Raw genomic sequence first — 12,526 nt, forward strand, 5'->3', positions numbered from 1 at the left:
CTCGCTCGTCGCGTCCTTCAACACCTTCTGCAGGGTGTCGCCCTGCATCCGCACGATGTCGTCCTGGTACTTGAGCAGCGCACCCAGCGTGTCACCGACCACTTGCGGGGTCAGCGAGCGGGCATCGAGCTCGGACAGCGCAGTGGCCCAGTCGATGGTCTCGGCAACACCCGGCGACTTGTAGAAGTCCTGGTTGCGCAGTGCCTGCACGAAGCGCACGACCTGCTGCGACAGTTTTGCGGAAATGCCGGGCACGCGAGTCTTGACGATCGCGAGCTCACGCTCGGCCGCGGGATAGTCGACCCAGTGATAGAGACACCGCCGCTTCAGCGCATCGTGAATCTCGCGCGTGCGGTTGGAGGTGATGATGACGATCGGCGGATGCGGCGCCTTCACGGTGCCGAATTCCGGAATGGTCACCTGGAAGTCGCTGAGGATTTCGAGCAGGTAGGCCTCGAATGCCTCATCGGCACGGTCGAGCTCGTCGATCAGCAGCACCGGGGGACCTGCGACATCCGGCTCCAGCGCCTGGAGCAGCGGCCGCTTGATCAAATAGCGGTCGGCGAAGATGTCGCTGGAGAGTTGCTCGCGATCGGTATCGCCGGCGGCTTCCGCCATCCGGATGGCGATCATCTGCGCGGCGCTGTTCCACTCGTAGACCGCCGAGGAGATGTCGAGGCCCTCGTAGCACTGCAGGCGGATCAGCTTCCGGCCCAGCGCCACCGAGAGCACTTTCGCGATCTCGGTCTTGCCGACGCCGGCCTCGCCCTCGAGAAACAGCGGCCGGCCCAGGCGCAGCGCGAGATAGGTCACTGTGGCGAGCGACCGCTCCGCGAGGTAACCGCGCGAAGTCAGAAGTTCGAGCATCGCATCGACCGATGCCGGCAGGGCCGCTGAAGTCATGAAAGAGCCAGTCTCGCTACGCCCTCACCGGAGGACAAGTTGGAGCCGAGGAGTGAGGAAGCCTCACTCCTTGGCATTGGCCGCGTCGACGGCCCGCCGCGTCAGCACGCCGATCAGGTGCGCGCGGTATTCGGCGCTGCCGTGGATGTCGCTGTTCAGACCCTCTGCCGGCACGTTGATGCCGTCCAGCACCTTCGAGGAGAAGCGCTTCTTCAACGCTTCCTCGAACGCGGTGACGCGGAACACGCCTTCGGAGCCTGCGCCGGTGACCGCGACGCGCACGTCGGACGGACGGCGCGCGACGAACACGCCCACCAACGCGTAGCGCGAAGCCTGGTTGCGGAATTTGACGTAGGCCGCCTTCTTCGGCAGCGGGAACATCACCTTGGTGATGATCTCGTCGGCCTCCAATGCGGTCGAGAACAGTCCCTGGAAATACTCTTCGGCCTTGAGGCGGCGCTTGTTGGTGACGATGGTTGCGCCGAGCGCGAGGACTGCGGCCGGATAGTCCGCCGTCGGGTCATTGTTGGCGAGCGAGCCGCCGATCGTGCCCTTGTGACGCACGGCCGGATCGCCGATGCCGCCGGCAAGGTTCGCAAGCGCCGGGATCGCCTCGCCGACAATGGCCGAGCTCGCGACGTCGGCATGCTTGGCTGTGGCGCCGATCACCAGCGAGCGGCCCTTCATCTCGATCGTGTCGAGCCCCTCGATATGGGAGAGGTCGACCAGATGCGGCGGGCTCGCGAGCCGCTGCTTCATGACGGGAATCAAGGTGTGGCCGCCGGCGATCACCTTGGCGTCTTCGTTCTTCACCAGGAGATTGGCTGCCTGCCGCACGGTCCCGGGACGGTGATATTTGAATTCGTACATGAGGGCTTCCTGATCGCGGACTGCGCGGGAGAATCGGAGTTAGGCGAGATCGGATTTCGCCATCGCCTTGGCGCCGGCGGCGATCGAGGCGACGATGTTCTGATAGCCGGTGCAGCGGCAGAGATTGCCTTCCAGCTCCTCGCGGATGGTGTGGTCGTCGAGCTCGTGGCCCTTGCGGTGGACGATGTCGATCGCGGTCATGATCATGCCCGGCGTGCAGAAGCCGCACTGCAGGCCATGGTGCTCGCGGAAGGCCTCCTGCATCGGATGCAGCGGCGCACCATCGGCGGCCAGCCCCTCGATGGTCTTGACCTCGTGGCCGTCGGCCATCACGGCGAGCGTGGTGCAGGACTTCACGGCCTTGCCGTCGAGGTGCACGACGCAGGCGCCGCACTGCGAGGTGTCGCAGCCGACATGGGTCCCGGTGAGATGCAGATTCTCGCGCAGAAACTGCACCAGCAGGGTGCGGGGATCGATGTTGGCCGTGACAGGATTGCCGTTCACGATGAGGGAGATTTTTGCCATAAGACTCTCTATCAGCGCCCCGACGGGTCCCGTCGAAGCGGTTCTTATAATTATTCCAGCCCATCATATGGGCCATTCCACCATCGGGCAACATCGCCCAAAGCGCAGGCGGCCATGACGAAGGCGACGGGCCGTTAGCCCTGTACCGCCTTGGCAAAGTTCGCGAAAAATTCGTCGGCGAGCTTCTTGGCGGCGCCGTTGATCAGGCGCTGGCCGAGCTGCGCCAACTTGCCGCCGATCTGCGCCTCGACGTCATAGGACAGAAGCGTGCCGCCGTCCTTGTCCGACAGCTTCACGGCCGCGCCGCCCTTGGCGAAGCCGGCCACACCGCCCTCGCCTTCGCCGGAGATCTTGTAGCCGTTCGGCGGGTCGAGATCGCTCAGCATCACCTTGCCCCTGAAGCGCGCCGATACCGGGCCGACCTTCATCTTGGCCACCGCGCGAAAACCGCCGTCGTCGGTCTTCTCCATCTCCTCGCAGCCGGGGATGCAGACCTTCAGCACCTCGGGGTCATTGAGCTTGGCCCACACGGCCTCGCGCGACGCCGCAAGCTGGACTTCGCCGTTCATTGTCATGGCCATGGGGCGCCTCCCGGATCGGATTACTGCTCGTGCTGCTCAAGTAACGCACGGACGCCGCAAAGGAAAGGGCGGCGCCCGGTCACGTGCAATGCATATTCGCAACCGCAAAATGCTTGCGCCAGCGGATTTGGATTGGCAGAGCCGGGCCATGATGGTTAGGTCCCGCGCAACATGAGCACATCCCTCTCTCCCCTGCTCGCGCCGATGCTGTCGAGCGCCGCCATGCGGGCCGTCTGCGATGATCGGTCCACCCTGCAGAACATGCTCGATTTCGAGGCCGCCCTGGCGCGGGCCGAAGCTGCCATCGGTGTGATTCCCGCGGCCGCGGTCGCTTCGATCGAAGCCGCCTGCAAGGCTGGCTCGTTCGATCTCGCGGCCCTGGCCGAAGGCGCCACCAGGTCGGGCAACCTGGCGATTCCACTAGTCAAGGCGCTGACCGCCAATGTCGCCAAGACGGACAGCGAGGCTGCGCGCTACGTGCATTGGGGCGCGACCAGCCAGGACGTCATCGACACCGCGACCATGCTCACGCTTCGTGCCGGCAGCGACGCGCTGGACGCCGACCTCAGCCGCGCGATCAAGGGCTTTGCCGCGTTGGCGCGCAGCCATCGCAACACCGCCATGGTGGCACGGACCTGGCTCCAGCACGCGCTGCCGATGCCGTTCGGGCTGAAGGCCGCCGAATACGCCGCAAGCCTCGCCCGCGCGCGCTGCCGTCTGCGGCGGCTTCGCCGCGAGGGCCTCGCGCTGCAATTTGGCGGCGCCGCAGGCACGCTCGCAGCGCTCGGCGACAAAGGCCTCGCGGTTGCCGAACGGCTCGCACAGGAGCTGAATCTCGCTTTGCCCGAAGCGCCCTGGCACACCCATCGCGACCGGATCGCGGAGACTGCTTCAAGCTTGGCGATTCTCGCCGGAAGCTGCGGCAAGATCGCCCGCGACGTCTCGCTGATGATGCAGACCGATGTCGCCGAAGCGTTCGAGCCCGCCGGCGAAGGACGGGGCGGCTCCTCCACCATGCCGCACAAGCGCAACCCGGTCGCGGCCGCAAGCGCCCTTGGCGCCGCGACCATGACGCCGCAGCTCGCCGCGACGATCCTTGCCGCCCAGGTGCAGGATCACGAACGCAGCGCCGGCCCGTGGCACGCGGAATGGCCGACGCTGCCGCAACTGATGCTGGTTACCTCAGGCGCGCTCGCCGCCATCGTCGACATCGCCGAGGGCCTCGACGTCGACGCAAGCCGCATGCGCAGCAATCTCGATGCGACACACGGCCTGATCATGGCGGAAGCGGTGTCGATGGCGCTGGCCGAGAAGGTCGGCAAGAGCAACGCGCATCATCTCGTCGAGGCCGCGAGCAAGCGCGCGGTCGCCGAGAAGAAGCATCTGCGCGAGGTGCTGTCAGCCGATTCGCAGGTCACCGCGCATCTGCCGCCGGAAAAAATTGCGGCATTGTTCGAGCCGATGGCCTATCAAGGAGCGTCGCAGGCCCTGATCGACCGCCTGCTCGACAGCCTCGACCGCGAATAGAACGGAGATGCCGCCATGCCCATGATCGATGCCGACGGTTGCCTGCTCAACGTCTCCGTCGAAGGCCGCGACGGCGGGCCGACCCTGATGCTCTCCAATTCGCTCGGCTGCACGCTGCAGATGTGGGAGCCGCAGATGAAGGCCCTGACGCAGGTGTTCCGCGTCATCCGCTACGACCGCCGCGGCCACGGCAAGTCAGGCGTAGCCCCGGGCCCCTATTCGATGGAGCGCTTTGGCCGCGACGTGATCGCGATCCTCGACGATCTCAACATCGAGAAGGTGCATTGGTGCGGCTTGTCGATGGGCGGCATGGTCGGCCAGTGGTTGGGTGCCAACGCGCCGGAGCGGGTCGGCAAGATCGTCCTTGCCAACACCTCCTGCTACTATGCCGAGCCGACCAAATGGCTGGAGCGCATCCAGGCGGTGAAGCAAGGCGGCATCGCAGCGGTCGCCGATGCCGTGCTCGCCGGCTGGCTGACGGCCGATTTCCGCGAGCGCGAACCGCAGATCACCGCGAACATGAAGTCGATGCTGCTCGCCTCCCCGGTCGAGGGCTATCTCGCCTGCTGCGAGGCGCTGTCGACGCTCGACCAGCGCGAGCTCTTGCCGAAGATCAAGAGCCCGACGCTGGTGATCGCCGGCCGCCACGACATGGCGACGCCGATCTCGGCGGGCGAGCTGATCCGCAGCAAGATTCCCGGCGCGAGCATGACGATCATAGACGCCGCCCACATTTCCAACGTCGAGCAGCCGCACGCCTTCACCGACGCGGTGGTGGGATTCTTGACGCAACGCTGATCTCACAACGCGTCGAGGAGCGTAGCGACGAAGCAATCCAGACTGTTTCCGCGGACACATTTCTGGATTGCTTCGCTGCGCTCGCAATGACGGAGAGGAGGATAGGATGGACGACCAGAAGCGCCGCGATGCCGGACTGAATGTGCGCCGCAAGGTGCTGGGCAATGCCTGGGTCGACAAGTCGATCGCCAACCGCAACGCGTTCAACACCGACTTCCAGGACCTGATCACCCGTTATGCCTGGGGCGAGATCTGGACCCGGCCGCATTTCGACGAACGCACGAGACGGGTGCTGGTGATCGGCACCATGGTCGCGCTCGGGCAATGGGACGAATTCCGCCTGCACGTGCGCGCTGCGCTTGCCGAGGGCGGCTTCACGCCCGACGACATCAAGGAGATCCTGTTGCAGCAGGCGATCTATTGCGGCGTTCCGGCGGCGAACCACGCCGTGAAGGAAGCCTCAGCGATTGTGCAGGAGCTCGGCCTGCTCAAGACCTAGCAGTGCGGCGGCCTCATTGGCCTGCGGCGCCTCCGGCCGTTCGATCACCATCACGATCGCAGCACCGAGCAGCAGCAGCAGCTCGGTGGCATGCAGCCGAAGTGCGGCCATCTCGCCCACCTTAGATGCCATCACCATGCTGGTGAACGAGATCAGGCTGCCGATCGCAAGCGCGATGCCGAGCGCCTCGTCGCTACCGCCGGTCTTGCGGGCGCGGGGAATGCACAGAAGGGCGAGGTAGATCGCAAAGAACGCCACCACGGTCGCCCGGCCGAGTGCCAAGAGCCAGGCGGCACGCACCGTGCTCAGCCCCGCCAACTGGAGATGGTCGCTGAGGAACAGCGCGACCGCGACGCTCGGCCGCTCGTAGAGGCCGTGCACCGGCGCCACCATGATGTTGAAGGCAACGAGCGACCAGGCCGGGATGAAATAGGCCGCCAGCAGCGCGCCGTTGACTGAGCCGATCCGCCAATTCCTGAACATGCCGCTTCCCGCTTCGTTTGCCGCGGCCCGCGACGGACGGCGGCGATCTTTCCGGGAGCTAACTCGCATCAGACTGAGGCGGCAATTTAAACCCTTTGTTTACCTTAACTGTTCCCCGCTCCCGTCATTCCCGGGCACCGCGCGATCGGCGAGCCCGGAATCCATTCATCCACAGCGCCTGCGGCCCGATGGATTCCGGGTTCGCGCCACGCGCGCCCCCGGAATGACGGCAGCCACAAAAAAGGCCCCGCCCTTCGACGGGACCACCCTATTCTTACTCATCCTTGGGCTATCAGTCTTACCTGTTGTCCTGCTGACCGCCCTGCTGGCCGGGCTTCTCGCCCTGGCGCATCGGATCCTGCTGCTGCTGTCCGGGTTTCTGACCGCCGCCCTGCTGTTGCTGAGGGGTGCGCTGGCCGGGGTTCTGACTCTGCTGGCCCGGATTCTGGTTCTGCTGCTTCGTCATTCGGGGGAACTCCCTTGTTGGACGTCAGAGGCGAAATAACGGCCGCCCTGCATTTTGGTTGCCCGCGGAACCGGGTTCCTCCCTGCATCTGGGAACCAGCGGCGAAAAATGACCTCTGTACAAGCCTTTCTGCTGAGGCCTGGCCTGTTGCGGCGGCCAGTTCCGTCCTGTTAAGAAAAACCAAACGAACGAACGCTCAAGGGCTGCCGGGGCCCAAGAACTCTCTAAAGAGCTCCCTTTGAGCCGCGACAGGTTTGGTACGGCAGCCTATGGATTACTTCGCCCAGCAGCTCATCAACGGCCTCGTGCTCGGCTCGATCTATGGCCTGATCGCGATCGGCTACACGATGGTCTACGGCATCGTCGGCATGATCAATTTCGCCCATGGCGACATCTTCATGATCGGCGGCTTCATCGCCCTGATCACCTTCCTGATCCTGATCTCGATCGGCGTGACGGCGGTGCCGGTGATCCTGCTCGTGGTGCTTCTGGTGTCGATGGCGATCACCGCGCTCTATGGTTGGACCATCGAGCGCATCGCCTACCGGCCGCTGCGCCACTCCTTCCGCCTCGCCCCGATGCTGTCGGCGATCGGCATGTCGTTCGTGCTGACCAACTACTCGCAAGTTGCGCAAGGCGCCCGCGTCAAGCCGATCCCGCCCTTCATCACCGGCGGCTACACCTTGCATGAGAGCCCCGAGGGCTTCGTGATCCAGCTCTCCAACATCCAGATCATGGTGGTCATCATCACCATTGTGCTGCTGGCGATCTTCACCTGGCTGGTCTCGCGCACCCGGCTCGGGCGCGACATGCGCGCCTGCGAGCAGGACCAGACCATGGCGGCGCTGCTCGGCGTCAACGTCGACCGCACCATCTCAATGACCTTCGTGATCGGCGCGGCGCTCGCCGCCGTCGCCGGCCTGATGTACCTGCTCTATTATGGCCTGGTGGATTTCTTCATGGGCTTCGTCGCCGGCATCAAGGCGTTCACCGCGGCCGTGCTCGGCGGCATCGGCTCGCTGCCGGGCGCGATGCTGGGCGGGCTCGCAATCGGCCTGATCGAGACGTTCTGGTCGGCCTATTTCTCCGTGGAGTACAAGGACGTCGCCGCATTCTCGATCCTGATCGTGGTCCTGATCTTCATGCCGACCGGCCTGCTCGGTCGTCCCGAAGTCGAAAAAGTCTGACGGACCGGCCGCGTGACAACCTCCCCCACCATGCCGGCCAAACCCAGAGCGGGCATCCTCTCCATCCTGAAAACCGCCGTCATCAACGCAACTGTCGCGGTGGTGCTGTTTTCGCTGATGGTCGGCATCCGCACCGAGGCCGGCTCCGACGGCCAGCTCACCTACTGGACGCGCTTCGGCGAGCTCGCCTCCCTCGTCGCCGTCGTGTTCGGCGGCTCGATCGTGATCGAATTGTTGCGGCAATGGATCGGTCCGAGCGGCGCCGAACGGCTCGTGCCGCCTGCGGTGCAAAGCGGAATAACATTCCTCGGCCGCTTTCTCGCGCCGGCGCTTCTGATCTTCGCCCTGCTGATGCCCGTGATCTTCTATGACCAGCGTTACATCCTCGACCTCGGGATACTCGTCCTCACCTATGTGATGCTGGGTTGGGGCCTCAACGTCGTGGTCGGGCTCGCCGGCCTGCTCGACCTCGGCTACGTCGCCTTCTACGCGGTGGGCGCCTATTCCTACGGGCTGCTCGCGACCAATTTCGGCTGGTCGTTCTGGATCTGCCTGCCGCTTGCCGGCATGCTCGCGGCCCTCTGGGGCGTGATGCTCGGCTTCCCGGTGCTGCGGCTGCGCGGCGACTATCTCGCGATCGTGACGCTCGCCTTCGGCGAGATCATTCGCCTCGTCATCATCAACTGGCAGGACCTGACCGGCGGACCGAACGGCGTCTCCGGCATTCCGCGGCCTACGCTGTTCGGCATCCCGCTCGACAGCAGCGACGACGGGCTCGCCGCCAAGCTCGGCATCGAGTATTCGCCAACGCACCGCATCGTATTCCTGTTCTACGTGATCCTAGCCCTCGCCCTCCTCACCAACTGGGTGACGATCCGCCTGCGCCGCCTGCCGATCGGCCGCGCCTGGGAAGCGCTGCGCGAGGACGAGGTTGCCTGCCGCGCGCTCGGCATCAACACGACGACCACGAAGCTGACGGCGTTCGCGACGGGCGCGATGTTCGGCGGCTTTGCCGGTGCGTTCTTCGCCACGCGCCAGGGCTTCATCAGCCCGGAATCCTTCACCTTCCAGGAATCGGCACTGGTGCTCGCCATCGTCGTGCTCGGCGGCATGGGCTCCCAGCTCGGCGTCGCGCTCGCCGCGCTTACCATGATCGGCGGCTTCGAGCTGTTCCGCGGGCTCGAAACCTACCGCATGCTGGTGTTCGGCATGGCGATGGTGCTGATCATGATCTGGCGGCCGCGCGGCCTGATCGGCCACCGCGCGCCGACGGTATACCTGACCAAGGCGCAGGCGATCTCCTCCGACCTCGTCAAGGAAGGTCACGGATGAGCGGCGAGACGATCCTGGAAGTCGACCGGCTCACGATGCGCTTCGGCGGCATCGTCGCCGTGCACGAGCTGTCCCTCTCGGCCGAGCGGCGCAAGATCACGGCGCTGATCGGGCCGAACGGCGCCGGCAAGACCACGGTGTTCAACTGCATCACCGGCTTCTACAGACCCACCGGCGGCACCATCCGTCTCACCCATGACGACGGCAGAGAGATCGCGCTGGAGCGGCTGAACGACTTTCGCATCGCCAAGCGGGCCAAGGTCGCGCGCACCTTCCAGAACATCCGCCTGTTTCCCGGCATGACGGCGCTGGAAAACCTGATGGTGGCGCAGCACAACACGCTGATGCGCGCCTCCGGATTCACCTTCCTCGGCCTTATCGGCGTGCCCACTTACCGTAGCGCAGAAGCGAGCGCCATCGAGCTCGCCACCGAATGGCTGCGACGGGTCAACCTGCTCGACCGCGCCGACGATGCGGCCGGCAACCTCGCCTATGGCGACCAGCGCCGGCTCGAGATCGCGCGTGCGATGTGCACCGAGCCCGCGCTGCTGTGCCTGGACGAGCCTGCCGCCGGCCTCAATGCGCGCGAGAGCGCCGCCCTGAGCGAGCTGCTGCTGTCGATCCGCAACGAGCAAGGCACCTCGATCCTCCTGATCGAGCACGACATGTCGGTGGTGATGGAGATCTCCGACCACATCGTGGTGATGGACCACGGCGTGAAGATCGCGGAAGGCTCGCCCCGCGAGATCCGCGACGATCCCAAGGTGATCGCCGCCTATCTCGGCGCCGATGAGGAAGAGGCCATCGCCGTGATGGAGAGCGGGTCGTGACCGCGCCCCTGCTCGCGATCCGCGGCCTGCGCGCCGCCTACGGCAAGATCGAGGCGCTGAAGGGCGTCGACATCGAGATCAATGCCGGCGAGATCGTCGCGCTGATCGGCGCCAACGGCGCCGGCAAGTCGACGCTGATGATGACAATCTTCGGCAAGCCGCGCGCCCGCGCCGGCCAGATCCTGTACGAGGGCCGCGACATCACCGATGTGCCGACCCACGAGATCGCGCATTTGCGCATCGCGCAATCGCCCGAGGGCCGGCGCATCTTCCCGCGCATGAGCGTCGCGGAAAACCTCCAGATGGGAGCGGATGCCACCGGATGCACGGACGCGGAACGGGACGCTACGCTCGAGCGCGTGTTCACGCTGTTTCCGCGGCTGAAGGAACGCTACGCCCAGCGCGGCGGCACGCTGTCCGGCGGCGAGCAGCAGATGCTGGCGATCGGCCGCGCCCTGATGAGCCGCCCGCGCCTGCTCCTGCTCGACGAGCCGTCGCTCGGGCTCGCGCCGCTGATCGCGCGCCAGATCTTCGACGCGATCCGCGTCCTGAACCGGCAGGACGGCCTGACAGTGCTGATCGTCGAGCAGAACGCCAACCATGCGCTCAAGCTCGCCCATCGCGGCTATGTCATGGTCAATGGCCTGATCACGCTGGCCGGAACCGGGGCCGAGTTGCTGCAGCGCTCCGAGATTCGCGCCGCCTATCTGGAGGGCGGCCGTCACGGCTGACGGCGCCGGGACCGACCGAGTACGGCCGAATCTGGCGAGATACCCCGCCGCTGCCCGTATTTTGCCGGTGACTTCTCCCGAAAATCATTCGAGAATGGCGCCGGTTTGAGCCGGGCCTGCCCGGCAACGTCCACAGGCGATCACCCCGCGAGGTATCTCATGAAATCACTGAAGCTCATCGGTCTGGCATTCGGCGCATCGATCGCGCTGTCGAGCGCGGCGTTCGCGCAGGATGTCACAATCGCAGTCGCTGGCCCGATGACCGGCGGCGAGTCCGCCTTCGGCCGTCAGATGAAGAACGGCGCGGACATGGCCGTGGCCGACATCAACGCCGCCGGCGGCGTCAACGGCAAGAAGCTCGCGCTCGACGTCGAGGACGACGCCTGCGATCCGAAGCAGGCGCGCTCGGTCGCCGAGAAGATCTCCAGCGCAAGGATGCCGTTCGTGGCCGGGCACTATTGCTCCTCGTCGTCGATCCCGGCCTCGGAAGCCTATGCCGACGGTAACGTGCTGCAGATCACGCCCGCCTCGACCAACCCGCTGTTCACCGAGCGCAAGCTCTGGAATGTGGCGCGCGTCTGCGGCCGCGACGATCAGCAGGGCCTGATCGCGGCGCAGTACATCGCCAAGAACTTCAAGGGCAAGAACATCGCGATCCTCAACGACAAGACCACCTACGGCAAAGGTCTTGCCGATGAGACCAAGAAGGCGCTCAACAAGGCCGGCATCACCGAGAAGATGTACGAGTCCTACAACAAGGGCGACAAGGACTTTAACGCGATCGTCTCGCGCCTGAAGCGCGACAACATCGATCTCGTGTATGTCGGCGGCTACCACCAGGAGAGCGGCCTGATTCTGCGCCAGATGCGCGATCAGGGCCTCAAGACGGTGCTGATGGCCGGCGACGCGCTCGCCGACAAGGAGTACGCCTCCATCACCGGCCCGGCCGGCGAAGGTACGCTGTTCACCTTCGGTCCCGATCCGCGCAACAAGCCGACCGCGAAGAAGATCGTCGAGGCCTTCAAAGCCAAGGGCATCGATCCCGAGGGCTACACCCTCTACACTTACGCCGCGATGCAGGTCTGGTCGCAGGCGGCCAAGAAGGCGGGCAGCACCGACGCCAAGAAGGTCATGGCGGCGATGAAAGCCGGCAAGTGGGACACGGTGATCGGGCCGATCGAGTACGACGCCAAGGGCGACATCAAGCAGATCGACTATGTCGTCTACAAATGGGATGCCAAGGGCGGCTACGCCGAAATCGTCGGCGGCGGCACCTGAAGCACACAGCGTGCGGAGGGCTCTGCCGGCCTTAGCCGGTGCCCTCACGCCATCCAATCGAGACAGCGCCCCGGCTTGCCGGGGCGTTTCTTTTTGCGGTGCGGTCAGACCGCCGCACGCACCTCGCCAAGCGCGGCCGCCTGCGCGATCTGCAGCGCCTGCAGCAGGTCGTTCGGCCGAAACGGCTTTTGCAGGCAGACCACGTTGGCGAGGTGGGGCGACTGCTCCATGAAATCGAGCGCGGTCATCCCGGATACCGCGACGATCGGCAGCGCCGGTACGCGCTCGCGAAGGGTCGCAATGACGTCGACGCCGCTGGTATCGCCGAGGAAAATGTCCACGATCGCCGCGTCGAAGGAGTTTTCCTCGAAGGTTTTCAGCCCGGCGGCGCCGCTACCGGCCTCCACGACCTCGTAACGATTGACCCGCAGCAGGATCGCGACCATCGCGCGGACATCCTTCTGGTCGTCGACGATGAGAATTCGGGTCATGGGAACACCCCCGGATCCTGAAATC

15 protein-coding genes are annotated in these 12,526 nt (G+C 65.3%); 8 read left to right on the forward strand and 7 right to left on the reverse strand.

The window, feature by feature from the left end:
* The 4 genes from MTR72_RS31935 to MTR72_RS31950 all read right to left on the reverse strand — a co-directional run.
* A partial coding sequence (locus tag MTR72_RS31935; RefSeq protein ID WP_341511769.1) for an AAA family ATPase occupies positions 1-903 on the reverse strand: 903 nt, incomplete at its 3' end.
* Between the two features lie 63 nt (positions 904-966).
* Positions 967-1,773 carry an FAD binding domain-containing protein gene (locus MTR72_RS31940; RefSeq protein WP_280970038.1) on the reverse strand — a complete coding sequence of 269 codons (807 nt, stop codon included), beginning with the start codon at positions 1,771-1,773 and terminating at the stop codon, positions 967-969.
* Positions 1,774-1,812: 39 nt separating this feature from the next.
* Positions 1,813-2,298, reverse strand: a complete 486-nt coding sequence (locus tag MTR72_RS31945; protein ID WP_280970037.1) for a (2Fe-2S)-binding protein — start codon at positions 2,296-2,298, stop codon at positions 1,813-1,815.
* A 134-nt stretch (positions 2,299-2,432) separates the two neighbouring features.
* Positions 2,433-2,879 (reverse strand): SRPBCC family protein, encoded by a 447-nt coding sequence (locus MTR72_RS31950; protein WP_280970036.1) that lies wholly within the window; start codon positions 2,877-2,879, stop codon positions 2,433-2,435.
* A gap of 171 nt (positions 2,880-3,050) precedes the next feature.
* On the opposite strand from MTR72_RS31950, the gene MTR72_RS31955 reads away from it, so the two are divergent.
* From MTR72_RS31955 to MTR72_RS31965, 3 genes are all read left to right on the forward strand, one after another.
* Positions 3,051-4,406 (forward strand): 3-carboxy-cis,cis-muconate cycloisomerase, encoded by a 1,356-nt coding sequence (locus MTR72_RS31955; protein ID WP_341511770.1) that lies wholly within the window; start codon positions 3,051-3,053, stop codon positions 4,404-4,406.
* 15 nt (positions 4,407-4,421) lie between these two features.
* Positions 4,422-5,204, forward strand: a complete 783-nt coding sequence (gene pcaD / locus MTR72_RS31960; protein ID WP_280970034.1) for a 3-oxoadipate enol-lactonase — start codon at positions 4,422-4,424, stop codon at positions 5,202-5,204.
* A gap of 106 nt (positions 5,205-5,310) precedes the next feature.
* Complete coding sequence (locus tag MTR72_RS31965) at positions 5,311-5,703, forward strand: carboxymuconolactone decarboxylase family protein (RefSeq protein WP_280970033.1); 393 nt, start codon at positions 5,311-5,313, stop codon at positions 5,701-5,703.
* Here MTR72_RS31965 and MTR72_RS31970 read toward each other — a convergent pair.
* Both MTR72_RS31970 and MTR72_RS31975 read right to left on the reverse strand, forming a co-directional pair.
* Positions 5,665-6,186 carry a hypothetical protein gene (locus MTR72_RS31970; RefSeq protein WP_280970032.1) on the reverse strand — a complete coding sequence of 174 codons (522 nt, stop codon included), beginning with the start codon at positions 6,184-6,186 and terminating at the stop codon, positions 5,665-5,667. The genes MTR72_RS31965 and MTR72_RS31970 overlap by 39 nt on opposite strands.
* Positions 6,187-6,484: 298 nt before the next feature.
* Positions 6,485-6,652, reverse strand: a complete 168-nt coding sequence (locus MTR72_RS31975; protein WP_279376904.1) for a hypothetical protein — start codon at positions 6,650-6,652, stop codon at positions 6,485-6,487.
* A 269-nt stretch (positions 6,653-6,921) separates the two neighbouring features.
* Between MTR72_RS31975 and MTR72_RS31980 the strand changes: the two genes are divergently transcribed.
* The 5 genes from MTR72_RS31980 to MTR72_RS32000 all read left to right on the forward strand — a co-directional run bounded on the left by MTR72_RS31980 (position 6,922) and on the right by MTR72_RS32000 (position 12,010).
* Positions 6,922-7,839, forward strand: coding sequence for an ABC transporter permease subunit (locus MTR72_RS31980; RefSeq protein WP_280970031.1), 918 nt, complete (start codon positions 6,922-6,924; stop codon positions 7,837-7,839).
* A gap of 30 nt (positions 7,840-7,869) precedes the next feature.
* A complete protein-coding gene (gene livM / locus MTR72_RS31985; RefSeq protein ID WP_341511845.1) occupies positions 7,870-9,171 on the forward strand; it encodes a high-affinity branched-chain amino acid ABC transporter permease LivM in 1,302 nt (433 codons plus the stop codon).
* Positions 9,168-10,001 carry an ABC transporter ATP-binding protein gene (locus tag MTR72_RS31990; protein WP_341511771.1) on the forward strand — a complete coding sequence of 278 codons (834 nt, stop codon included), beginning with the start codon at positions 9,168-9,170 and terminating at the stop codon, positions 9,999-10,001. The genes livM and MTR72_RS31990 overlap by 4 nt, the downstream gene beginning before the upstream one ends.
* Positions 9,998-10,732: an ABC transporter ATP-binding protein gene (locus MTR72_RS31995; protein ID WP_280970029.1), complete on the forward strand. Its 735-nt coding sequence runs from the start codon at positions 9,998-10,000 to the stop codon at positions 10,730-10,732. Before MTR72_RS31990 ends, MTR72_RS31995 begins: the two co-directional genes overlap by 4 nt.
* Before the next feature lie 159 nt (positions 10,733-10,891).
* Positions 10,892-12,010, forward strand: coding sequence for a branched-chain amino acid ABC transporter substrate-binding protein (locus MTR72_RS32000; protein WP_341511772.1), 1,119 nt, complete (start codon positions 10,892-10,894; stop codon positions 12,008-12,010).
* Between the two features lie 104 nt (positions 12,011-12,114).
* On the opposite strand, the gene MTR72_RS32005 is transcribed toward MTR72_RS32000, so the two are convergent.
* On the reverse strand, positions 12,115-12,501 hold the full coding sequence (locus tag MTR72_RS32005) for a response regulator (RefSeq protein ID WP_341511846.1): 387 nt from the start codon (positions 12,499-12,501) through the stop codon (positions 12,115-12,117).
* Positions 12,502-12,526 lie beyond the last annotated feature (25 nt).

Source organism: Bradyrhizobium sp. ISRA442 (assembly GCF_038085055.1).
GTDB lineage: Bacteria > Pseudomonadota > Alphaproteobacteria > Rhizobiales > Xanthobacteraceae > Bradyrhizobium.